The 22,651-nt window shown below is 64.4% G+C and carries 18 protein-coding genes and 1 pseudogene; 11 read left to right on the forward strand and 8 right to left on the reverse strand.

The annotated features are described in order from the left end of the window. Positions 1 to 3: 3 nt before the first annotated feature. The 3 genes from KNN17_RS00555 to KNN17_RS00565 form a co-directional block, all read right to left on the reverse strand. On the reverse strand, positions 4 to 684 hold the full coding sequence (locus KNN17_RS00555) for a FadR/GntR family transcriptional regulator (RefSeq protein ID WP_241707031.1): 681 nt from the start codon (positions 682 to 684) through the stop codon (positions 4 to 6). Beyond that, positions 681 to 1,946, reverse strand: a complete 1,266-nt coding sequence (locus KNN17_RS00560) for an MFS transporter (protein WP_241707032.1) — start codon at positions 1,944 to 1,946, stop codon at positions 681 to 683. The genes KNN17_RS00555 and KNN17_RS00560 overlap by 4 nt, the downstream gene beginning before the upstream one ends. A gap of 187 nt (positions 1,947 to 2,133) precedes the next feature. Beyond that, complete coding sequence (locus tag KNN17_RS00565; RefSeq protein WP_241707033.1) at positions 2,134 to 3,576, reverse strand: PucR family transcriptional regulator; 1,443 nt, start codon at positions 3,574 to 3,576, stop codon at positions 2,134 to 2,136. Positions 3,577 to 3,720: 144 nt separating this feature from the next. On the opposite strand from KNN17_RS00565, the gene KNN17_RS00570 reads away from it, so the two are divergent. Further along, positions 3,721 to 5,151 (forward strand): gamma-aminobutyraldehyde dehydrogenase, encoded by a 1,431-nt coding sequence (locus tag KNN17_RS00570; RefSeq protein ID WP_241707034.1) that lies wholly within the window; start codon positions 3,721 to 3,723, stop codon positions 5,149 to 5,151. Positions 5,152 to 5,209: 58 nt separating this feature from the next. Then, positions 5,210 to 6,565 (forward strand): 4-aminobutyrate--2-oxoglutarate transaminase, encoded by a 1,356-nt coding sequence (gene gabT / locus KNN17_RS00575; protein ID WP_078107999.1) that lies wholly within the window; start codon positions 5,210 to 5,212, stop codon positions 6,563 to 6,565. Positions 6,566 to 6,718: 153 nt separating this feature from the next. Here gabT and rarD read toward each other — a convergent pair whose 3' ends face one another. Next, entirely contained in the window at positions 6,719 to 7,615 is an 897-nt protein-coding gene (gene rarD, locus KNN17_RS00580) for an EamA family transporter RarD (RefSeq protein ID WP_241707152.1), read from the reverse strand. A gap of 291 nt (positions 7,616 to 7,906) precedes the next feature. Here rarD and KNN17_RS00585 point away from each other — a divergent pair, with 291 nt between their 5' ends. The 7 genes from KNN17_RS00585 (at position 7,907) to KNN17_RS00615 (ending at position 16,468) form a co-directional block, all read left to right on the forward strand. Then, on the forward strand, positions 7,907 to 9,340 hold the full coding sequence (locus tag KNN17_RS00585) for an FAD-dependent oxidoreductase (RefSeq protein ID WP_241707035.1): 1,434 nt from the start codon (positions 7,907 to 7,909) through the stop codon (positions 9,338 to 9,340). 151 nt (positions 9,341 to 9,491) lie between these two features. Next, a complete protein-coding gene (locus KNN17_RS00590) occupies positions 9,492 to 10,856 on the forward strand; it encodes a GAF domain-containing protein (protein ID WP_078108008.1) in 1,365 nt (454 codons plus the stop codon). Positions 10,857 to 10,939: 83 nt separating this feature from the next. Beyond that, on the forward strand, positions 10,940 to 11,551 hold the full coding sequence (locus KNN17_RS00595; RefSeq protein ID WP_241707036.1) for a hypothetical protein: 612 nt from the start codon (positions 10,940 to 10,942) through the stop codon (positions 11,549 to 11,551). Positions 11,552 to 11,683: 132 nt separating this feature from the next. Continuing rightward, entirely contained in the window at positions 11,684 to 13,207 is a 1,524-nt protein-coding gene (gene exaC, locus KNN17_RS00600) for an acetaldehyde dehydrogenase ExaC (RefSeq protein ID WP_241707037.1), read from the forward strand. 120 nt (positions 13,208 to 13,327) lie between these two features. Then, a complete protein-coding gene (gene adhP / locus KNN17_RS00605) occupies positions 13,328 to 14,350 on the forward strand; it encodes an alcohol dehydrogenase AdhP (protein WP_241707038.1) in 1,023 nt (340 codons plus the stop codon). Beyond that, on the forward strand, positions 14,350 to 14,766 hold the full coding sequence (locus tag KNN17_RS00610) for a DUF779 domain-containing protein (RefSeq protein ID WP_078108010.1): 417 nt from the start codon (positions 14,350 to 14,352) through the stop codon (positions 14,764 to 14,766). Before adhP ends, KNN17_RS00610 begins: the two co-directional genes overlap by 1 nt. A 112-nt stretch (positions 14,767 to 14,878) precedes the next feature. Next, a complete protein-coding gene (locus KNN17_RS00615; protein ID WP_241707039.1) occupies positions 14,879 to 16,468 on the forward strand; it encodes an amino acid permease in 1,590 nt (529 codons plus the stop codon). Between the two features lie 57 nt (positions 16,469 to 16,525). Here KNN17_RS00615 and KNN17_RS00620 read toward each other — a convergent pair whose 3' ends face one another. The 3 genes from KNN17_RS00620 to KNN17_RS00630 all read right to left on the reverse strand — a co-directional run bounded on the left by KNN17_RS00620 (position 16,526) and on the right by KNN17_RS00630 (position 19,284). After that, complete coding sequence (locus KNN17_RS00620; RefSeq protein WP_078108012.1) at positions 16,526 to 17,161, reverse strand: DUF2461 domain-containing protein; 636 nt, start codon at positions 17,159 to 17,161, stop codon at positions 16,526 to 16,528. 150 nt (positions 17,162 to 17,311) lie between these two features. Further along, positions 17,312 to 18,796: a catalase gene (locus KNN17_RS00625; RefSeq protein ID WP_241707040.1), complete on the reverse strand. Its 1,485-nt coding sequence runs from the start codon at positions 18,794 to 18,796 to the stop codon at positions 17,312 to 17,314. After that, positions 18,793 to 19,284 carry a Fur family transcriptional regulator gene (locus KNN17_RS00630; protein ID WP_184738401.1) on the reverse strand — a complete coding sequence of 164 codons (492 nt, stop codon included), beginning with the start codon at positions 19,282 to 19,284 and terminating at the stop codon, positions 18,793 to 18,795. The genes KNN17_RS00625 and KNN17_RS00630 overlap by 4 nt, the downstream gene beginning before the upstream one ends. Positions 19,285 to 19,434: 150 nt before the next feature. On the opposite strand from KNN17_RS00630, the gene KNN17_RS00635 reads away from it, so the two are divergent. Together KNN17_RS00635 and htpX are read left to right on the forward strand one after the other, a co-directional pair. Further along, positions 19,435 to 20,706, forward strand: a complete 1,272-nt coding sequence (locus KNN17_RS00635) for an MFS transporter (RefSeq protein ID WP_241707041.1) — start codon at positions 19,435 to 19,437, stop codon at positions 20,704 to 20,706. A 158-nt stretch (positions 20,707 to 20,864) separates the two neighbouring features. Then, positions 20,865 to 21,734 carry a zinc metalloprotease HtpX gene (htpX, locus tag KNN17_RS00640; protein WP_241707042.1) on the forward strand — a complete coding sequence of 290 codons (870 nt, stop codon included), beginning with the start codon at positions 20,865 to 20,867 and terminating at the stop codon, positions 21,732 to 21,734. Between the two features lie 52 nt (positions 21,735 to 21,786). On the opposite strand, the pseudogene KNN17_RS00645 reads toward htpX, so the two are convergent. Then, positions 21,787 to 22,642: pseudogene (locus tag KNN17_RS00645) on the reverse strand (Dyp-type peroxidase); the annotation flags it as partial. Between the last annotated feature and the right edge of the window lie 9 nt (positions 22,643 to 22,651).

A 22,651-nucleotide genomic window follows, 5' to 3' on the forward strand; every position in this document is an offset into this window, starting at 1 on the left:
GCGTCAGCTGTTGAGCCACTCCGCGGCAAAGTCCAGGTTGCGGTACACGCTCGCGACGGCGGCAGCTTCGTCGCGTGCTTCGATGGCGTCAGCCAGTTCGTCGTGGCCTTCGTGCGGGATGCCGTTGAAGCCGGCCTTGCGTTGTTGGCGCAGCAGGTCGTCGTTGAAGACCCCGCCGAAGGAAACATACAACTGGTGCAGCAACGGATTGCCCGAAGCCAGCGCCACCCGTTCGTGGAAATCCCAATCGGCCCGGGCCCACGCGGGGTAGTCGGCCGCGAGCCAAGCGTCGTGGCGCAGTTGGAGCAGTGCGCGCATGGCGGCGATGTCCTCGGCGGTAGCGTGCTTCGTGGCTAGCCGGGCGGCTTGGGTGTCGAGCCCCACCCGGACTTCGACCACGTGCTCCTGCGTGTGTTCCTTGTACATCCGCTGGGCTGCGCCGGAGATCTCGCTCGTGGCCCGGACATAGGTTCCGTCACCCCGGCGGACCTCCAACATGCCGCTGTGGGCCAAAGCTTTGATGGCTTCGCGGAGCGTCCCGCGGGAGACTCCCAGCGAGGCCATGAGCTCCGGCTCGGCCGGAATCTTCTCCTGTAGCGGCCACTCACCGGACTGGATCATGCTGCGCAGTTGCCTGGTGACTTCCTCGGCCAAGGCGGGCCGGTGCGAAGGTGTCAGGCTCATGCAACAGGCCTTGGTCCGGCCTTGATCGGCGTCCGTTTGCTGGTCAGCTGGTGGCCCGTCACCATGAGGGCCAGCGCCACCAAGGCAAGGAGTGCCAAGGGAAGGGTCCAAGCGCCGGTGGCACTGTGGAGCAGGCCCATGCCGAACGGTCCCAACGCCGCGATCAAGTACCCCACGGACTGGGCGACAGTGGACATGGCGGTGGTCTCCGCCGTCGTACGCCCGCTGCGGCTGATGATCACCAGGACCAGGGGGAAGATGCCCAGACCGAAACCGAACATCACGGCGGGAACCGAGGCGAACGACGTCGGCAGCAGAAGCATTGCGGGGATTGCCAGGAGGGTGGTCCCGCTGCCGAGGTACAGGGCAGGTCGCATCATGCCGGGCCGCGAGCCGATGGCCAGGAGGATCATGCCACCAGCCACGGACACCAGCTGCATGAGTCCGAACTGGAGGCCGCTCTCGGAGGCGCTGAGTCCCTGGGTTGTCAGGATGTAGGCAAACCAACTCATCACGGCATACGCCAGGAGGCCCTGCAACGTGAAGATGGAAGTGATAAGGAATCCCAGCCGGGTGCGCAGGAGCGGCCACATCGACACGTGCTCTTGGCTGGCCTTGCGTGATGAGCGGTGGGTGTGGAGGACCATCGGAAGGAAGCCAAGGAGTGCGGCGACGCCAAGGAGTCCCCATGCGGCCAGGCCCATCGACGGCGAGCCCAGTTGCTGCGCCAAGGGCACGCTGACCGCCGCGGCGAAGGTGGCACCCGCGGACATCGTGAAGGTGTAGAGACCGGTCATCATGGACGTCCTGCTTGCGTAGTGCTCGCGGATGTACGACGGCATGGCCACGTTGCACACTGCCAGGCCGGACATCGCCAGCACTGTTCCGGCGAGGAGCGCACCGGTTGCGGGGACGCTGCGGACCAGGAGCCCGGCGGCCAACATGGCGAGCGCGACGAAGATCGATTTCTCGACGCCGATCCGGCGCGATAGCCACGAGGTACCCAAACCCGCGACGGCGAAGCACAGCAAGGGGATCGACGGAAGAATCGACGCGACGAGCGCCCCGTATCCGAGGAATGCCTGCAAATCGTGGAACAGCGCCGCCGCGCTCGTGATGCCGGCACGCAGGTTCAGGCCGATGAGGATGACGGCGATGATCCCGACGACGGCGACCACCTTGGATTTCGGCGCTACAGTACCGCCGGTGGTGGGCACAGTTGTTGTTTCCGTTGCGTGGGGAGTCGGGTGAGTCGAAGCCATGCTTAAAGGTTAGACGTTTGATGTTTGGCGCGCGAAGTTTTGTGGCGAATCTCTCTGTGCCGCGGCGGGAGCCCAACTGACTCGCACTTAATGTCGTTTTGGACGCTCGTAACGACAACAAATGCGAGTTAGTTGGGGAGGGCCGACGGCGACGGCGGGTGGGGAGGACCGACGGCGGCAGGGAACCTTAGCGCGGGTTGCGGGCGCCCAGCCGTTGCACCGCCAGGGCGAGCCACAGCTGCACGCGGTCCGGCGTCTGGGCGGGGTCATAACCGGTAAGGTCCGTGATTTGCGCCAGCCGGTAGCGCACCGTGTTGCGGTGCAGGGTCAGGGCTTCAGCGACGGCGGCCACCGAACCATTGTGGTTGAGGTAGCTTTCCAGGGTTGAAACGAGCTCCGAGCCGTGCGCGGCGTCGAACTTGCGCAGGGGGGTGAGCGCCTCGCTGGCCATGTCCGCCAACGGCACATCCTCGCTCGCCAGCAACAGCGAGGTCAGGCTGAGCCGCTCGGGCTCGTTGACCGGCAGGCCGTGCGCCACGGCGTCGCGCGCTTCGAAGTAGCTCCAACGCACGCCGTTCGGCTTCGTGTACGCGCCGCCGATTCCGATCACCGCGTGGATCCCCGCCTCCAAAAGGTGATCACTGAGGTCCTTGGCGAGCGCGCTCGCGGAACTGCCGTCGTCGGGCACTACCGTCACCAGGTCCTTCCCGACGACGGCGGTCACCCCGCCGTCGAGCGACTGCGGAAGCGATGTGCTCCCGAGTTGCTTGTGATGGGCTGTTGAAACCACCAGCAGCACCACGTTCTTGCGCGTGCTGTTGATTCCGACGCCGGCCAGGCGGCGGGCACCCTCCACCGTGTCCAGGGTTCCGTGGATGACATCGTCCAGTACCTGGCCCGCCAAGGCCCGTTGGCTCTGGCGCTGCTTGACCATGTTGTTGAGTTCCACGCTGATCAGGTTCTGCGCATAACTGACAATCCCGGTGTCCCCGAAGGGTTGCCTGATCCATAGCGTGCAGGCGTCGCGACGGCCTGTCGGAATGGGAAAGGACGCCCAATCGTCAGCCGTCGGCGCGGGTTTGCCGGGCACGCTGTTGTAAAGCTGGGCGCTGAACTGGGTGAGCGCGATATCGGTCCGGAGCATGCTGCCCAACTGCTTGAGCAATTCGCCGAGGCCGCCACCGGTCAGCAGGGCCCGGGCCAGGATCTGGTGGCCGGCGATGAGGCGCTCCAGCTTGGAGTAGTGGTCGGCGGATTGGGAATCGGCCACGAGTTTTCCGATGGCGATGAAAGGGGTCTCGTAGGGGACTTCCACGAGGGGCAGGCCCCAGCGGTTCGCTTCCGCAACGAGGGCGGAGGGCACGGCTTCATGGGTCAGCCCGGTCCCGAAGCCGATGCCGACTGCTCCCGCGCGCTGGACCTGGCGCACGAAACGGCGCTGTTCCGCGGCGCCGTTGAGCCTGAGCCCCGTGGTCAGGATCAGTTCGCCGCCATTGAGGAAGCGTTGGGGATCCTCCTGCTCCGTCACGGCCACCCATCGGATGTCTTCGTTCCAGGTGGTTTCCGCGAGGCCGGCTTTGCGGAGTCGAAGTGAGGGGACGGCGACGAGCGCGGCGAGTGACATTGCCATGCCAAAAAGGATATCCCTGCACTGGTCATTCGCACTAAGCCGTGGTGGTCGGGGTGTGCACCTGACTATTCCGCGCTGCGGGGTGCTGGCATAGGCTCGGAGCAGCTGCAACCAATGCCTAGACACCGAAAGAGGTTGTACACCGTGGTCCAAACCTTGCAGAACTTCATCAACGGCGAGTTCGTCACGCCGGCAGGCACCGAACTGCTCGACATCGTGAACCCCACCAACGGAGAGATTGTGGCCCATGCGCCTATCTCCACGGCGGCCGACGTCGATGCCGCCATGAACGCGGCGAAGGAAGCTTTCAAGTCCTGGAAGCATGTCACGCCGGGCCAGCGCCAGCTCATGCTGCTCAAGCTCGCCGACGCCATCGAGGCCAACAGCGATGAGCTCGTTGAGGCACAGCACCGCAACACCGGCCAGGTCCGCGCCCTCATTGCATCCGAGGAAGTTGCCGCCGGTGCAGACCAGCTCCGCTTCTTCGCCGGCGCCGCGCGCATCATGGAAGGCAAGTCCGCAGGCGAATACTTCGAGGGCCACACCTCGTACGTCCGCCGCGAACCGATCGGCGTCGTGGCCCAGGTTGCCCCGTGGAACTACCCGTTCCTCATGGGTATCTGGAAGATCGGCCCAGCCCTCGCCGCAGGCAACACTGTTGTTCTCAAGCCCTCTGACACCACGCCGGAATCCACCTTGGTCCTGGCCCGCCTGGCGGGGGAGATCTTCCCGGCCGGCGTCCTCAACGTGGTCCTCGGCAACGGAGCCACCGGGTCCATGATGGTCGAGCACAACGTCCCGGGCCTCGTCTCGATCACCGGTTCCGTCCGTGCCGGCATTGCCGTAGCCAGCGGAGCGGCCAAGGGCCTCAAACGTGCCCACCTGGAGCTCGGCGGCAAGGCCCCGGCCATCGTCTTCAAGGACGCCGACATCAAGAAGAGCGCAGCGGCCATCGCCGAATTCGCCTTCTTCAACGCCGGCCAGGACTGCACGGCCATCACCCGCGTGCTGATCGAGGACTCCATCCACGACGACATGGTTGCCGCGATGGTGGAGCACACCAAGACGCTGCACACGGGTTCGCAGAACGACGACGAGAACTACTTCGGCCCGCTCAACAACGTGAACCACTTCAACGCCGTGAACTCGGTAGTGGAGCACCTCCCGGCCAACTGCAAGATCGAAACCGGCGGCCACCGCGCAGGTGAGAAGGGCTTCTTCTTCGAGCCCACCATCATCACCGGCGCCAAGCAGAGCGACGACGTCGTCCAGAAGGAAACCTTCGGTCCCGTCATCACCGTCCAGAAGTTCACCACCGAGGCCGAGGCACTCGAGCTCGCGAACGACGTCGAATACGCCCTGGCCTCCAGCGTCTGGACCACGGACCATGGCACCGCGATGCGGATGAGCCGCGACCTGGACTTCGGCGCGGTCTGGATCAACACCCACATCCTGCTGACCGCTGAGATGCCCCACGGCGGCTTCAAGCAGTCCGGCTACGGCAAGGACCTGTCCATGTACGGCGTCGAGGACTACACGCGCATCAAGCACGTCATGTCCGCCCTTGATGCCTAACTCAGGCGCCTAGCGCCCGACGCCCACACACGGCAAGCATAAGAAAGAAAGAACCATCATGACCGCAACAGCACATGAAATCACCTACCGCCTGGACCAGAAGCGCAGCATCAACGGCGCCTTCCCCGGCCCCAAGTCGCAGGCCCTGAACGAGCGCCGCGCCGCCGTCGTCGCTGCCGGTGTGTCTTCGGGCGTGCCGGTCTACGTTGAGGATGCCGACGGCGGCATCATCCGCGACGTCGACGGCAACTCCTTCATCGACCTCGGCTCCGGCATCGCCGTCACGAGCGTTGGTGCCTCGGACCCCGCCGTCGTCGCCGCCGTCCAGGACGCTGCAGCGCACTTCACCCACACCTGCTTCATGGTCACCCCGTACGAGGGCTACGTCGCCGTCGCCGAGCAGCTGAACCGCCTCACCCCGGGCGACCACGAGAAGCGCACCGTGCTCTTCAACTCGGGCGCCGAAGCTGTGGAGAACGCCGTCAAGGTGGCACGCCTGGCAACCGGCCGTGACGCCGTCGTCGCTTTCGACCACGCCTACCACGGCCGCACCAACCTGACCATGGCGCTCACCGCCAAGGCCATGCCGTACAAGACCAACTTCGGCCCGTTCGCGCCCGAGGTCTACCGCATGCCGATGAGCTACCCGTTCCGCGAGGAAAACCCGGAGATCACCGGTGCCGAGGCCGCCAAGCGCGCCATCACCATGATCGAGAAGCAGATCGGCGGCGACCAGGTTGCCGCGATCATCATCGAACCGATCCAGGGCGAGGGCGGCTTCATCGTTCCCGCCGAGGGCTTCCTGCCGGCACTGTCCGCGTGGGCCAAGGAAAAGGGCATCGTCTTCATTGCCGACGAGGTCCAGTCCGGTTTCTGCCGCACGGGTGAATGGTTCGCCGTCAACCACGAGGGTGTTGTCCCGGACATCATCACCATGGCGAAGGGCATTGCCGGCGGCCTCCCGCTGTCCGCGATCACCGGCCGCGCGGACCTGCTCGACGCCGTCCACCCGGGCGGCCTCGGCGGCACCTACGGTGGCAACCCCGTTGCCTGCGCCGCAGCGCTTGCGGCCATCGGCACCATGGAGCAGCACGACCTCAACGCCCGGGCCCGCCACATCGAGGAAGTCGCACTCGGCCGCTTGCGTGAGCTCGCTTCGGAAGTTCCCGCCATCGGCGACGTCCGCGGCCGCGGCGCCATGCTGGCCATCGAACTGGTACAGGCCGGCTCCAAGGAACCGAACGCGGAATTGACCAAGGCCGTTGCCGCGGCGTGCCTCCAGGAAGGCGTCATCATCCTGACCTGCGGCACCTACGGCAACGTCATCCGTCTGCTGCCGCCGCTGGTCATCAGCGACGAACTGCTCCTGGACGGCCTCGAGGTCCTGGCTGCAGCCATCAAGGCCAACGCTTAGCCGCAACCTTCAGGGGGACATGCCCGCCTCTAGGTGCAAGGGATGGACATAGTGTGACTATGTCCATCCTTGGCGTTTAACAATGAGCATGTCCACTGGACGTCAATGAGCATGTCCACTGGTGCTGGGTAGCAATGAGCATGTCCGGCGGTCCTAGGCGGCGCTGAGCCGTGCGTTTTTCCTGATGACCGAGTTCTTGCGTGCCGTGCGCAGCATGTCGAGGGTCAGGAGCAGCAGCGCCAGCCACACGATCCCGAAGCCCACCCAGCGGTCCGGCGTCATGGCCTCGTGGAGGACCGCCAAAGCCACGATGAACTGGAGGATCGGCGCGAAGTATTGCAGCAGGCCGATGGTGGTCATGGGCAGGCGGCGTGCGGAGGCACCGAAGAAGAGCAGGGGCACGGCGGTGATGATGCCCGAAGCCGCCAGCAGCCAGAAGTGGCCCGGGCCGTTGCTTCCCAAAGTACCTGCTCCCATGAGGCCAAGGACAAGCATGGTGGCGCCGGCAACGGGAGCGAGGACCACGGTCTCCACCGTGAGGCTCGTGATGGCATTGACTTTCGGTCCTACGCGCTTCTTCACGAAACCGTAGAGGCCAAAGCTGAACGCCAGGACCAAAGCGATCCACGGCAGCTTTCCATAGGAAACCGTCAGGACGCCGACGGCAATGAATCCGATCACGACGGCGGCCCACTGGAGCGGGCGGAGCGTTTCCTTCAGGACGAACACCCCAAGGAGCACCGACACGAGCGGGTTGATGAAATAGCCGAGCGAAGCTTCGACCGCGTGCCCGGTGGTGACGCCGAAGGTGTACGTCAGCCAGTTGATGGCGATCAGCCCGGCAGCCATCGCGAGCGGTCCGAGGACGGCCCGGTCCCTGAAGGCATTGCCGAGGAGGCGCCACGTCCGGGTGATGGTGATGAGCAGGGCGCAGAAAATGAGCGACCACACCACCCGGTTGGCGACGATTTCCACGGCTCCGGCGGGTTGCAGCACCACGAAGTAGAGCGGAAGCAGGCCCCACAGGCCGTACGCCCCGATACCGAACACGACGCCCGCCGTCGTCTCCTTCTTTGCCGTGGCAGCAGCGGCTGCTGAAGCTGAAGAAGCACTGGTGTTGGACTGGGCAGGCACGGTTTGCTCGGGCGTAGACACAAAGTCAACAACATCACATTTTGCGAGGGTATTCCTGACCGTACGGCCGGAAAGTTTTTGTGATTTTCCTCGCCCGGTTGTGTCACCTCCCGCCACGTACTGCCGCTCCGGCCACAACTGCGAACTAGAATTGGAAACTGCGCGCCCCACTACGCGGGGCGGTTTCCTGTCTCAGAAGGGTTCACGGTGTCCAACTCGGCCGAAACCACCTCAAAACGTCCGTTGCGCGTCGCCATTGTCGGCGCAGGACCGGCCGGCGTGTACGCCGCGGATATCCTGACTAAATCGAATGAGGTCAAGGATGGCGACGTCGAGGTCAGTATCGACCTTTTCGAGGCATACCCTGCACCGTACGGCCTGATCCGCTACGGCGTTGCTCCGGACCACCCCCGCATCAAAGGCATCGTCAACGCGCTGCACAAGGTCCTGGACCGCGGAGACATCCGCTTCCTCGGCAATGTGACGTACGGCCGCGACCTCACGCTGCATGACTTCCGCTCTTTCTACGACGCCGTGATCTTCTCCACCGGGGCCATCAAGGACGCGGAGCTGAACATCCCGGGCATCGAGCTTGATGGCTCCTTCGGCGGAGCCGATTTCGTCTCGTGGTACGACGGCCACCCCGACGTGCCTCGCGAATGGCCGCTGGATGCCAAGGAAGTGGCAGTCATCGGGAACGGCAACGTGGCGCTGGACGTGGCCCGTATGCTCTCAAAGCACGCCGATGACCTCCTGGTGACCGAAATCCCGGACAACGTGTATGGGGCCCTCAAGGCTTCCCCGGTCACGGATGTGCACGTCTTCGGCCGGCGCGGTCCAGCCCAGATCAAGTTCACTCCGCTGGAACTGCGCGAGCTCTCGCACTCCAACGACGTGGACATTGTGCTGTACCCGGAAGATTTCGAGTTTGACGAAGCCTCGGACGAGGCCATCCGCAGCAACAACCAGATCAAGACCATGGTCAACACGCTGACCAACTGGCTCGTCGAGGAACATGCCGAAGCTGAGCAGCCCTCGTCCCGGCGGTTGCACCTGCATTTCCTGCACAGTCCGGTGGAGATCGTTTCCGAAGACGGCTCCGGGAAAGTGTCCGGCATCAAGTTCGAGCGCATGCAACTGGACGGCACAGGCAACGCCAAGGGCACCGGCGAGTTCGTGGACTATCCGATCCAGGCCGTCTACCGCGCCATCGGCTACCACGGTTCCCCGCTGGAAGAACTTGAGTACGACGCCCGCCGAGGTGTCATTCCGAACGACGGCGGACGGGTGCTGGACGCCGACGGCAAGCCGGTGCCCGGGATCTACGCGACCGGCTGGATCAAGCGCGGACCGGTCGGCCTGATCGGGCACACCAAGGGCGACGCCCTGGAGACCATCGGTTGCCTCCTGGAGGACCGCCTCACCCTGCCCCCGGCCGAAAACCCGGATCCGCAGGCCATCATCAACCTCCTGGAAGAACGGGGCATCGAGTACACCACCTGGGAAGGCTGGAACAAGCTCGATGCGCACGAAGTAGCCCTCGGTGCCGCATGGACCGCCGAAAACCCGGACGCCGGCGTCGTACGCGAACGCATCAAGGTGGTTCCGCGCGAGGACATGATCGAGATCTCACGCGGCTAGCGGGTCACCGCCGGGTGGCGGCGAAACCGTGGGTGTGGGCCGTCGGCTGCGTTCCGGAACGCAGCCTACGGGCCGCTGTCGCCCCATAGGCAAAGCCGTGCGACGCAACTAGACTGGCCCGTACTGTGCTGCGTCCGGTTTTGGGAGTTCGATGAAGAATCCGATCCATCCGGCAGCTTCGGTCTCCGACCCCGCCGAGCTGCTGCAGCATCACGCCCGGGCAGGGCACGAGCAACTGGAATCGTGGCGCTATGGTCTCCGGGACGCCACGGAGCTTCCCGGCCTGCGCAAGCTGATCAAGGAATCCTGGCAGCGATCCGCGCAGCTCAAAGCGAACCCGGACCAACCCGAGGCGCCGCTGGTCATCGACCTCGACGAACTCGAGGAATACCGCCGGCAGCACCCCCTGGCCACCATCATGCCCGTCATCCAGAAGCTCCTCATCCAGCCCAGCTATGAGAGCGGCCTGCTGGTCGCCGTGGGGGATGAGCTGGGCCGCTTGCTGTGGGTGGACGGTAATCCAGCGATGCGCCGCCGCGCCGAAGGCATGATGTTCGTGGCCGGCGCGGACTGGTCCGAAGCCGCGGTCGGCACGAGTGCTCCGGGCACGGCGCTCGCGTTGGGCCGCGGCATCCAGATTTCCGGCGCCGAGCATTACAAACGCTCCGTCCACCCGTGGAGCTGCACCGCGGTTCCGTTCCACGACCCTGACTCGGGGGCCCTGCTCGGCGTCGTCGACATCACCGGCACGGAAGCCGCCGTCGCACCCCACACGCTTTCCCTCGTCGAGGCAACCGTGGCGGCCGCGCAGGCGCAATTGCGCGTGGAGAGGCTCCAGCTCGCGGCCACCAAGCACTCTGCGCCTGCCCGACGCCGGAACTCGCCTCCCGCCGCCGGCTCGCGCCAGGGGACCGGACTATACCGGAACAGCCTCCAGCTGCTGGGCCGGGACCAGGCCTTGTTGAGCATGGGAGGGCGCAGTATTCCACTGTCCGCGAGGCACAGCGAGATCCTTGCGTTGCTGGGTACCCGTCCCGAGGGACTCAGCGCCGAGGAACTCGCCCTGGCCCTGTATCCGGGGGACGGCTCGAGCGTGACATTGCGCGCCGAAATGGTGCGCTTGCGGAAGGTTCTCCACGAGCTCGACCCCGCCGCGGTCCCGGAATCCCGCCCGTACCGGCTCCCGATCGACCTCGGCCAGGATGCCGCCCAGGTGCTGTCCTGCCTGCAGCGGGGCGCCCACCGCATCGCGCTGGAGATCTACAAAGGCGCCGTCCTTCCGCATTCGGAAGCACCCGGCATTGTCGAGCTCCGCGAGAAGGTATCGGCGCTGTTGCGCGAAGCGGTCCTGAACGACGGCAGTGCCGAGGCGCTGCTCAAGTATGCCGGGCTGCCTGAGGCGAAGGACGACGTCGACGTCCGGCGTGCCGCCCTCAGGCTCCTGCCGCCGCGCTCGCCGAAGCGGGCCGCCGTCGTCGCCGAGCTTGAACGCCTGGAAACCGAACTGTCGGCCTGAAGCGGGCCCCTCGTGTAGCACTCGGGAAGAACGGAGTTTCGGCCCTTATCGTAGAACCGAGCCAAACGAAAGAAGCCTCCTCCGTGTTGAACAAACGCCTCGCCGTTGCCCTGACCATGTCCGGACTCCTTGCCGGAGCCACAGCCTGTGGGGCACCCGCCCAGACTGCGCCCGCATCGGCAACGACGTCAACTGCGGCCACCACAGCTGCCCTTGCCGGTTGGGAACTCGATCCAGCCGCTGGCGCCCAGAGAATCAAGGCCGCAGGCCTGGATATCCTGACCGCCGAAGGCACAGCCGAGCACTATCACGCCCACCTGGACGTCCTGGTTGATGGCAAAGCCGTCACCGTCCCGGCTGAGATCGGCTTCAGTTTCGGTGCCGACGGGCAGCCCAACGGAATCTCGGCGCTGCACACCCACGACACGTCCGGCGTCATCCACATCGAAGCGCCCACGCCGGGCCTGAAGTACACGCTCGGCCAGGTCCTCAGCGAGTGGGGAGTCCTGGACGGTAAGGATGCCACCGGAGCACCGCACAGCGGGACCGGCGGTTGGACCGCCTACGTGAACGGCGCAAAGCAGAATGCGCCGGTATCGGCCGTGGTTCTCAAGGCCCACGACGAGGTGGTCCTCTCCTTTGGAACCGCACCTTCGCGGGTTCCGAGCTCCTACGATTTCCCCGCAGGACTCTAACTTCCCCGGCGCGGCAGGGGGGTACGTCCCCGAAGTGATCTGAACCACAGGGTTGCAACCTGCTTGCAACCTTCCCGCTCCTACGCTGATGGCACAGCAACGCCACCATCATGCGCAGCAAAGGAGCTACAGATGACTGTTTATGCACAGCCGGGTGCCGAAGGTTCGAAGGTCACGTTCAAGGACCGTTACGAGAACTGGATCGGCGGGGAGTGGGTTGCCCCGGTCAAGGGGCAGTACTTCGAGAACATCACCCCGGTGACCGGGAAGGCCTTCTGCGAGGTGGCCCGGGGCACGGCCGAGGACATCGAGCTGGCACTGGACGCCGCGCACAAGGTGGCTCCTTCCTGGGGTAAGACTTCGGCCACGGAACGCGCCGCGGTCCTGAACAAGATCGCCGACCGGATCGATGAGAACGTCGAGCTGCTTGCTGTGGCCGAGACGTGGGACAACGGCAAGCCGATCCGGGAAACCCTGAACGCGGACATTCCGCTCGCGGCGGACCACTTCCGCTACTTCGCCTCCGCGATCCGTGCCCAGGAAGGCCACTTGTCCCAGCTGGACGAAGACACCACGGCGTACCACTTCCATGAGCCGCTGGGTGTGGTGGGCCAGATCATCCCCTGGAACTTCCCGATCCTCATGGCCGTGTGGAAGCTCGCCCCGGCACTTGCCGCGGGCAACGCCGTCGTCCTCAAGCCCGCAGAGCAGACTCCGTCCTCCATCCTGGTCCTCATGGAACTGATCGGCGACCTGCTGCCCGCCGGCGTCGTGAACGTGGTCAACGGGTTCGGCGTCGAGGCCGGCAAGCCTTTGGCGTCCAGCCCGCGGATCCGAAAGATCGCCTTCACCGGCGAAACCACCACGGGCCGGTTGATCAGCCAGTACGCGTCCCAGAACCTGATCCCGGTGACCCTGGAGCTGGGCGGCAAGAGCCCGAACATCTTCTTCGACGACGTCGCCGCGCAGAGTGACGCGTTCTACGACAAGGCCCAGGAAGGCTTCACGCTCTTCGCCTTCAACCAGGGCGAAGTGTGCACCTGCCCCTCCCGCGCCCTGGTCCAGGAAGGCATCTACGATTCCTTCATGGCAGACGCCGTGGCCCGGACCAACAAGATCATCCAGGGCAATCCGCTGGACACGGACACCCAGCTCGGTGCCCAGGCCTCCAACGACCAGCTCGAAAAAATCCTCTCCTACATCGACATCGGAAAGCAGGAAGGCGCCAAGGTCCTCACCGGCGGCGCCCGCGCACAGCTCGACGGCGACCTGGCCGGCGGCTACTACGTCCAGCCGACCATCTTCGAAGGCCACAACCGGATGCGGATCTTCCAGGAGGAGATCTTCGGCCCCGTGGTGTCCGTGACGAAGTTCAGCGACTACAACGACGCCATCGGCATCGCCAACGACACCCTCTACGGACTCGGCGCCGGTGTCTGGTCCCGCAACGGCAACGTCGCCTACCGGGCGGGCCGGGAAATCCAGGCCGGCCGTGTCTGGGTCAACAACTACCACGCCTACCCGGCGGGCGCCGCGTTCGGCGGCTACAAGTCCTCCGGCATCGGACGCGAAAACCACGCCATGATGCTGGACCACTACCAGCAGACCAAAAACCTGCTGGTCAGCTACAACGAGAACAAGCTCGGCTTCTTCTAAGCCGCGCCCCACCCGGCGGAGGGACCAATCCAGGTCCCTCCGTCGGCCCTCCCTGGCCACCCCTCAGGAAAGCAGCACCCGTACCGCACTTTTAGTTTTGACGACGCAAGGATTTCGCCAATGACGACGACAATGCACGCAGCCGTAGTAACAGAATTCGGAAAAGAGCTACAAATCCAGTCCCTTCCCCTTCCCACTCCCGGACGCGGGGAAGCGCTGGTCAGGGTCATCACCAGCGGTGTCTGCCACACGGACCTGCACGCCGCGGACGGGGACTGGCCGGTCAAGCCTTCACCGCCCTTTGTGCCCGGCCACGAAGGTGTGGGCGAAGTGGTGGCCCTCGGTGAAGGCGTCACCGACCTGGCCATCGGAGACCTCGTGGGCAACGCCTGGCTCTGGTCAGCGTGTGGCGATTGCCAATTCTGCCGGACCGGTTGGGAGACCCTGTGCGAAGCCCAGAAGAACGCAGGCTACAGCGTGGACGGCTCTTTCGGGGAATACATGCTGGTGGACAGCCGGTTCGCAGCCAGGATTCCGGCAGGTTCGGATCCCGTGGAGGTCGCTCCGGTGCTGTGCGCCGGAGTCACGGTCTACAAGGGCCTGAAGATGACCGAAGCCAAGCCGGGCCAATGGGTCACCATTTCCGGCATCGGCGGCCTGGGTCACATCGCTGTCCAGTACGCAGTGGCCATGGGCCTGCGGGTCGCCGCAGTGGACATTGCCGACGACAAGCTCGCCCTCGCCAGGAAACACGGCGCCGAGCTGACGGTCAACGCCCTGCACGAAGATCCGGCGGAAGTCATCCAGCGGGACACCGGAGGCTGCCACGGGGTCCTGGTCACGGCCGTGCATCCTTCGGCTTTCGGGCAGGCGATCGGCATGGCCAGGCGTGGCGGGACCATTGTCTTCAACGGACTCCCTCCCGGCGACTTTCCTGCGCCGATCTTCGAGATTGTGCTCAAGGGCCTGACCGTCCGGGGCTCGATCGTGGGAACGCGCCAGGACTTGGAGGAAGCGCTGGACTTCTACGCGCAAGGCAAAATCCACCCGACCGTTTCCACGCGGGAGCTCTCCGAGGTAAACGCGGTCTTTGACGAAATGAAGCATGCCAAGATCGACGGCCGCGTGGTGTTGAGGTTCTAATGCGCCACAACAGGCTTGACGCCGCAGTGACGCTGCCCGGGGAAGACTTTTCCCGGGTGGCGCTCACCGCCGTTTCCAGAGAACTCCTCCGGAAGTTGTGGGAGCAGCACGGTCCGCTCATGTTCCATCAGTCAGGTGGTTGCTGCGACGGCTCCTCACCCATGTGCTACCCGGCCGGCGAATTCATTACCGGTGATTCGGACGTTCTGCTCGGACTTTTCGACATTGGCGAGCCCGAACGGCCGCAGCCTGTGGAGTTCTGGATGTCCCGGGAACAGTTCAATTACTGGTCACACACCCATCTGACCGTGGACGTAGTGGACGGCCGTGGGAGTGGCTTCTCAGTGGAATCGCCTGAGGGGAAGCGTTTCCTTATCCGTTCCACCTTGATGGATTGGAACGTCCCCAAGCTCTGAAGATGGGCTGCGCTTTTGTCTCACGATTCGGGACAAATGTGGGGGTCCATTGGCTGGACACTACTCTTGATGAGTCTGTTTCTACCCCCTCATCAAGATTGTGGACTCTCCTATGAACCTCTTCAGGACCAAATCGATCGAGCAGTCCATTGCGGACGCCGATGAGCCCGGACGCAAGCTCAAGCGTTCCCTCAGTACTTGGGATCTGATGATCATGGGCGTTGCCGTGGCCGTCGGCGCCGGGATCTTCTCTGTTGGCGCCAAGGCCGCCGCGAACTTTGCCGGCCCGGCCGTGACGATCTCCTTTGCAGTCGCAGCCGTCACGTGTGCCTTGGCCATCATGTGCTACGCCGAGTTCGCCACCGCCATCCCGGTGGCTGGGTCCGCCTACGTCTTCACCTACGCCACGATGGGAGAGATCCTCGCCTGGATCATTGGCTGGAACCTCATTCTTGAACTGTTTACGGCAGCCGCAGTCATCGCCAAGTACTGGGGCATCTACTTGAGCAACGTGTTTGCCCTCATGGGTGTGGACATGCCCCCGGCCTTGAACATCGGCGGCGTGGATCTCTATTGGGGCGCTTTCCTGATTGTTGCGATCTTCACGGTGCTCCTCGTTCTCGGTACCAAGCTCTCCGCCCGCGTGGGCAATGTCTTCACGCTGATCAAGATCGCCGTGGTGCTGTTCGTCATTGTTGTCGGCTTCACCTACGTGAAATTCTCCAACTACGCGCCGTTTGTCCCGGCATCGCAGCCTACAGGGGGCACTGACGGCGCGGATGTCATGAAGCAGTCCTTGTTCGGCTTCCTCACCGGCGCGGTTCCGGCACAGTACGGAACGCTGGGTATCTTCGCCGGCGCAGCCTTGGTGTTCTTTGCCTTCATCGGCTTCGACGTGGTTGCGACTTCCGCGGAAGAGGTCAAGAACCCGCAGAAGACCTTGCCCCGGGGTATCTTCGGCGGCCTGGCGCTCGTGACGTTGCTCTACATCCTGGTCTCCCTCGCCCTGACCGGCATGGTGTCGTATACCCAGCTGGCGCAAGCGAAGAACCCCACCCTGACCACGGCCTTCGAGGCGGTCGGAAACACCGACGCGGCCAAGGTCATTGCCTTTGGCTCACTGATTGGTTTGACCACTGTCATCATGGTGCTGCTCATGGGCCTGGCACGCGTGGTCCTTGCGATGAGTCGCGACGGTCTGCTTCCGCGCGCCCTGTCCAAGACGAGCGACAAGCGCTCGACGCCGGTCCGCCTCCAGATCATCTGTGGCGCTGCCGTAGCCATTGTTGCCGGTCTGACAAACGTGGATGTTCTCGAAGAGATGATCAACATCGGTACCCTCTCGGCCTTCGTGATGGTCAGCCTCGGCATCCTGGTCCTGCGCAAGAAGCGCCCGGATCTGAGGCCGGCTTTCCGGGTTCCCTTCGGCAAGGTGCTTCCGGTGGTTTCGGCCGTCCTGTGCGTCTACCTGATGACAAACCTGGCCGTGGAGACGTGGATCTTTTTCGCCATCTGGCTGGCAATCGGCCTGGCAATCTACTTTGCCTACGGTCAGCGCCACTCCCGCCTGAACGAGAAGTTCGCGTCCGCGAAGGCCGTGGTGTCCGGGCAAGACGCTTCGTCCGACGGGGCCTCCGCGTCCGACGGAGCCTCCGCTTCCGACACGAGCGGCGACGACGAGGACAGCCTCAGCAAGGTCTGAACAGACACGGATTCATTGCCGCGGCCGAACTCACGGCCGCGGCAACGACCCCAATGATTATGGCGCGGCGTGCTCGTTGACCCACTCCACGAGCGGGCGCAGCACCTCCCAACGCTTGGCGATTTCTTCCTTGGCTGAGGGCTCGGACATCCATGCGGGTTCTCCCAAGGTGACCCCTGCAGACAACGACTTGTGCTTCAAGAGCTCCGCGCGTGGATGGTCTTTGTCGAAACCACGCGGAACGGTCTTGAGCTTCTCGCCCTCCACCGTGAAACCTGCGGCGGCGATGGCATCGACGATTTTCTGGAGTTCTTCCCCGCTGGCCGGCGAATCCGTAGCGGCACGGAACCGGGCGATCTGTTCCGGGGTGCGCGAGTGGCATCCGCCGCCGATCAACAGGCCGTCTGCACTGAGCTGGAGATAGAAGCCCACGCCCTCGTTGTCGGCTGCAAATGCTCCCTGTGCCGTCTTATACGGGGACTTGTCCTGGGAGAAACGGATATCACGGTTGGGGCGGAAAACCTTGCCCGGCCCGAATCGGGGCTCAAGCTCCTCCAGCAACAGTGTCAACGGCTCTTTCACGGCGGAGTCGTAGATGTCTTTGTGCGCCAGCCACCATTCGCGGTTGTTGTTCTCTTCAAGCTCGGCATAGAAGGCGATTGCCGCTGCGGGGATCCCGGTAAATGTGCTCATGCAAGGATCCTATGGACGACAAGGCCGGGCTAGCCAGAGACGTTGTCGGCTATGTGGAAAACCTGCCGACAGCCCCCGCTATTCATGCGCATCAAAAAAGCAACCCCGCCGCGGAGATTCCGCAGCGGGGTTGCTTCATGGGTGGCGTTGTTACAGCTTGTTGGCTGCCTCTGCAGCCGACTCGTTTTGGCCGGCGCCGAGGTTGGCGCGCAGTTTGGCACCGAGTTCAGCATCGACGTTGGTCCAGTACTGGATGGCGCGTTCCTTGATGCCGGGGCTCTTGACACCGCCCACGGCGCCCGTGATGGTCTCGAGCAGGCGGGCCTTGGCGCCGTCGTCGTAGACCTCGCGGTACAGCGCGCCGGCCTGGACGAAGTCGCCGTCCTCGGCATGCAGGGAGTGCGCGGAGAGCGTCAGCTCGCCGTCGTTCTCCCAGCCACCGGCCGGGTTCTGTGGCTCAACAGTGGCCGGGCCACCCACGGAGTTCGGTGCGTAGACCGGAACCGAAGGAGCATTGAACAGGTAACGTCCCGCGCCGTCCTGGCTGTAGTTGTTGACTTGGTTCTTCGGCTGGTTCACCGGGATCTGGGCGTGGTTGGTGCCCACGCGGTAGCGGTGTGCGTCAGCGTAGGAGAAGATGCGGGCCTGCAGCATCTTGTCCGGGGAGGCGGCGATACCCGGAACGAAGTTCGACGGCGCGAAGGTGGCCTGCTCGATCTGCGCGAAGTAGTTTTCCGGGTTCTTGTTGAGCTCCATGGTGCCCACGTGGATCAGCGGGTAGTCCGAGTGCGGCCACACCTTGGTGAGGTCGAACGGGTTGAAGCGGTAGGTCTTGGCGTCCTCGTAAGGCATGACCTGGATGTGCAGTTCCCAGGACGGGAAGTTGCCGGCGGCAATGTTCTCCTGGAGGTCGCGAATGTAGAAGTCCGCATCCGAGCCGGCCAGTTCAGCGGCTTGGTCGCCCGTGATGGTCTTGACGCCTTGGTTGGACTTGAAGTGGTACTTGACCCAGAAGCGCTCGCCCTCGGCGTTGATCCACTGGTAGGTGTGCGAGCCGTAGCCCTGCATTTCACGCCAGGAAGCCGGAAGGCCGCGATCGCCCATGAGCCAGGTGACCTGGTGTGCGGACTCGGGCGAGAGGGTCCAGAAGTCCCACTGCATGTCGGCGTCGCGCAGGTGGGTGCCCGGGAGCCGCTTCTGGGAGTGGATGAAGTCCGGGAACTTGATGCCGTCGCGGATGAAGAACACCGGGGTGTTGTTGCCGACCAGGTCGTAGTTGCCCTCGGAAGTGTAGAACTTGACGGCGAAGCCGCGCGGGTCGCGCCACGTGTCCGGGGAGCCGTTCTCGCCTGCCACGGAGGAGAAACGGATGAGCATGTCCGTCTCGACGCCGGGCTGGAACAGGGCAGCCTTGGTGTACTTGGATACGTCCGAGGAAGTCTTGAAGGTACCGAAAGCGCCGCCGCCCTTGGCGTGGACAACACGCTCCGGGACGCGCTCGCGGTTGAACTGGGCGAGCTTTTCCACCAGGTAGTGGTCGGTCAGGATGATGGCACCATCGGCACCGACGGACTGGGAATGCGCGTCCGAGGTGACGGGGGCGCCCGACTGGGTGGTCGAGATGTTCGCGGTCATCGTTCTCCTATTTCGTGGGTTACTTGCGTTTGAGTAGGAAGCTGTTGTTTGGCCTGGCAGTCCTGGCAGATGCCTTGGTACAGGACGTCTGCGATCTGGATGGTCATGGGTTTGGAGTGCTCATCCCAATGCGGGGTGAGGCAGGGGGCATGGCCTACTGCGCAGTCGACATCTTCCACCCGGCCACAACTGATGCAGACGGCGTGGTGGTGGTTGTCGCCCACCCTTGTCTCGTAGAGAGCGGGAGAGTGGGGCGGTTCGAACCGTCGCAGCATCTGCAGGTCCGTGAGGTCGCTCAGCACCACATAAACAGACTGCGCTGTCAGTTCGGGAAGATCCTTGCGTGCGGCAGCCAGGATGCCTTCGGCGGGGGAATGTGGATTGTGCTGAACGGCAGCAAGGACGGCAAGCCGCTGCTTGGTCACGCGGCGTCCGTGGGAATGCAAGGCGGAAGCCCATGCTTCCTGGTCTGCCGTGTGATCTGCCATACGCCCATTGAAGCACTTATTATGAGTGCTTCACAATAAGGCGAGGCTAACTTCAGGTGAACCTGCCCGACGGCGGCCCTCACCGCAGCCGCTAACCCCACGCCCGCGGCGCTCCGGGAGGATGGGCGGGTTGCTGGATAGGGTTGGACGGTGGCAAAACTCCTGGCTGACATGACCCCGCTTCGCGAAAGCCCCGCATTCCGCCGCCTGTGGCTGGGCTCGTCGGTGTCGATGGTCGGATCCCAGTTGACCCTGGTTGCCGTAAGCCTCGAGGTCTACAGCATCACCCAGCAGAGCCTCTATGTGGGTCTGCTCAGCATCTTTGCCCTGGTTCCGCTGGTGATTGCGGGTTTGTTTGGCGGCGCACTTTCGGATGCCTATGACCGGCGGAAAGTCGCCATTGTTGCGTCCCTCGTTTTGTGGGCCTGCAGCGTGGCCCTGGCACTCCAGGCGTGGTTCCAGCTGAACAATGTCTGGATCCTGTTCCTCCTCGTCGCGATCCAGAGCGGTGCGCAAGGCATCAACGGACCGGCACGCAGCGCCATTATTCCCTTGCTGGTCCGCAAGGAACTGCTGCCCGCCGCCAACGCGTTGAGCATGCTCAACATGGGTATTTCCATGACGGCCGGCCCCCTGCTGGCCGGCGTTCTGGTCGCGTCGAGCGGTTTTGGCTGGACCTACACGATCGATGCCCTGAGCTTCGCCTTCGCGCTGTGGAGCCTTTTCAAGCTCCCGGCCCTTCCCGCGGCAGCGAACGCGTCGGCACCCGGCCTGCGCTCCGTCGTCGAGGGCTTCCGTTTCCTGGGCACCCGGCCGAACCTGCGGATGACCTTCATCATCGACCTCATTGCGATGATCTGCGCCCAGCCGCGCGCCCTCATGCCCGCGATCGGAGCCACGATGATCGGGGGTGGCGACACCACCGTGGGCGTGCTGCTGGCTTCCGTGGCTGTCGGCGCCTTCCTGGCGGGGTTGTTCTCCGGACCTTTGGGGAGGGTGCGGCGCCAGGGCACTGCGGTGGTATGGTCCGTGGCCGGATGGGGATTCTCGATCGCGGCTTTCGGCCTGGTAGTGGTCCTTGCCGGGGACGCCGGACGCGGCGGCGTGACGCTCTGGATCATCCCGGCGGCAATGTGTTGTGCCGTTGCCGGAATCTCGGACTCGGTCAGCGCGGTCTTCCGCACCACCATCCTGCAATCGGCCACTCCGGACCACATGCGGGGACGGCTGCAGGGCGTGTTCATCGTGGTGGTTTCCGGTGGTCCCCGAGTGGGGGACATGCTCGCCGGTGGCGTCACCAAAGTTCTCAGCGAAGGCTGGGTGCTGCTTCTGGGCGGCGTGCTGTGCGCAGTGCTTGCGTGGCTCGTGGCGCGCGGGCAGCGCGGATTCCTCCGCTACGATTCCCTCCGTCCGGTGCCCTAGCCCGTGTTGAGCCCACACGCCCAAGTAGCTCGCAGTTGTTGTCGTTATGGCGGCCCAGAACGACATTAAATGCGAGTCAGTTGGGCGGAACGTCCGGGCCGCCGTCGGCGTTAATCGGAACAGAACCAACACCGGGCCGACTGCAAGAAAGTAGTGAAGTGCACAATCATCACAATGGACTGAAGACCGCAGCGCTTTTCGGTGTGCTCTGGGCAGTGCTGCTGGGACTTGGCGCCCTGATCGCCGCGAGCACCCGCAGTGCTGGGCCCATCTGGATCATGGTTCTGATCGGCGTCGCGACAACGGCCTACGGATATTGGAACAGCGACAAGATCGCCATCCGCTCCATGGCCGCGTACCCGGTGTCGGAAGCGCAGGCTCCGCAGCTATATCAGATCGTCCGGGAACTCTCCGTGCGGGCGAACCAGCCCATGCCGCGGATCTACATTTCTCCGACCATGGCCCCCAACGCCTTTGCCACGGGACGCAATCCGAAGAACGCCGCTGTGTGCTGCACCGCGGGCATCCTGAACTTGCTCGACGCCCGCGAACTCCGTGGCGTCCTCGGGCATGAACTCATGCACGTCTACAACCGCGACATCCTCACCTCGTCCATCGCGGCCGCCGTCGCCGGCGTCATTACTTCGGTGGGCCAGATGCTGCTGTTCTTCGGCGGCGGGGACCGGCGGAACGCCAACCCGTTTGCCATGATCGCCATGGCCCTCTTGGCCCCGTTTGCCGCCTCGCTGATCCAGCTCGCCATTTCCCGCACCAGGGAGTACGACGCCGACCACGACGGTGCGGAGCTCACCGGCGATCCGCTGGCGCTCGCCTCAGCCCTGCGCAGGATCGAAGCGGGCGTGAAGCAGGTGCCGCTGCCACAGGATCAGCGACTCGTGAACACTTCGCACCTCATGATCGCCAACCCGTTCCGCGGCGGCGCCATGACCAAGCTGTTCGCCACCCACCCGCCCATGCGTGAGCGCATCGAGCGGCTGGAGCGGATGGCTGGACGCCCGCTCTCCTAGCCGGCGGTCCCGTAAGTTACCCCACCGGTGCCGCGTCCGACGACGGTCGGCTTCATGCGAACAGGCCCTCACCAATGAAGCCGCCCGCCTTACTGCTCGGGGGCACCGCGAAGAGGCCCGATCCCGTGTGCTTGAGGTACTCCAGGGCCAGTTTGTCGCTTTTCGCCATGGCCATCTGCATGGGCACGTAGTGCGTCCGCTGGTCCTTGACGAAGGCGACGAAGAACAGGCCCGCGTCGAGGTGGCCGAGCCCGTCCGAACCGTCGATGTAGTTGTAACCGCGGCGAAGCATCTTCACGCCGTTGTTCTGGTCCGCGTGGGCGAGGCGGACGTGGGAGTTGATGGGAACCAGCGGCGCGCCGTCGCGGCCCTTGATTCCAAAGTCAGGAGACGTGAATTCCTCTCATCCACGCTTCACCCTGGCGGTTTCCGGCGGTGGCCCAGACGTGCTCGTTGAGGAGTGCCGTGTCTTCCGACGTCAGGTTTGCCGTGCCGTCCTTGAATCCGAAGAGGTTGCGCGCGGTCGTCTGGGCCCTCGACGTGGAGGAGGTCCTGCCGAAGCCCAGCTGGGACCAGCGGACGCGCACCCTGCCGAAGCCGATGCGTGCGAGGTTCCGGGTCGCGTGCACGGCGACCTGCGTATCGTCGGCGCACGCCTGGACCACAATGTCGCCGCCGGTGCGTTCTGGCTGCAAGGCGTCGCCGGGGAAGTGCGGCAGGTCAATCAGGGCATCGGGCCTGCGGCCCTCAAGGCCGAAGCGCGGCTTGCCGTCCTTTTCGAAGAGGCCCGGGCCAAAGCCGAACGTCAAGGTCAGCTTGGCCGCCGCGAGATCGAGCGCTTCCCCGGTGTCTTCCGGCGGCGCATCGTAGGGGCCATCGACGGCGCCAGTCGAGCCCGTTGTGCGGCCGGGGAATCC

The sequence above is a fragment of the Arthrobacter bambusae genome (assembly GCF_022606295.1).
In the GTDB taxonomy this organism is placed as follows: Bacteria; Actinomycetota; Actinomycetes; order Actinomycetales; family Micrococcaceae; genus Arthrobacter; species Arthrobacter bambusae_A.

Coding starts and splice junctions, on each gene's coding strand:
- KNN17_RS00620 (WP_078108012.1), bottom strand. CDS start 17,161: ATGAGCACATTTACCGGGATCCCCGCAGCGGCAATCGCCTTCTATGCC.
- KNN17_RS00590 (WP_078108008.1), top strand. CDS start 9,492: ATGAAGAATCCGATCCATCCGGCAGCTTCGGTCTCCGACCCCGCCGAG.
- gabT (WP_078107999.1), top strand. CDS start 5,210: ATGACCGCAACAGCACATGAAATCACCTACCGCCTGGACCAGAAGCGC.
- KNN17_RS00630 (WP_184738401.1), bottom strand. CDS start 19,284: ATGGCAGATCACACGGCAGACCAGGAAGCATGGGCTTCCGCCTTGCAT.
- KNN17_RS00555 (WP_241707031.1), bottom strand. CDS start 684: ATGAGCCTGACACCTTCGCACCGGCCCGCCTTGGCCGAGGAAGTCACC.
- adhP (WP_241707038.1), top strand. CDS start 13,328: ATGACGACGACAATGCACGCAGCCGTAGTAACAGAATTCGGAAAAGAG.
- KNN17_RS00610 (WP_078108010.1), top strand. CDS start 14,350: ATGCGCCACAACAGGCTTGACGCCGCAGTGACGCTGCCCGGGGAAGAC.
- KNN17_RS00565 (WP_241707033.1), bottom strand. CDS start 3,576: ATGGCAATGTCACTCGCCGCGCTCGTCGCCGTCCCCTCACTTCGACTC.
- KNN17_RS00625 (WP_241707040.1), bottom strand. CDS start 18,796: ATGACCGCGAACATCTCGACCACCCAGTCGGGCGCCCCCGTCACCTCG.
- KNN17_RS00560 (WP_241707032.1), bottom strand. CDS start 1,946: ATGGCTTCGACTCACCCGACTCCCCACGCAACGGAAACAACAACTGTG.
- exaC (WP_241707037.1), top strand. CDS start 11,684: ATGACTGTTTATGCACAGCCGGGTGCCGAAGGTTCGAAGGTCACGTTC.
- KNN17_RS00615 (WP_241707039.1), top strand. CDS start 14,879: ATGAACCTCTTCAGGACCAAATCGATCGAGCAGTCCATTGCGGACGCC.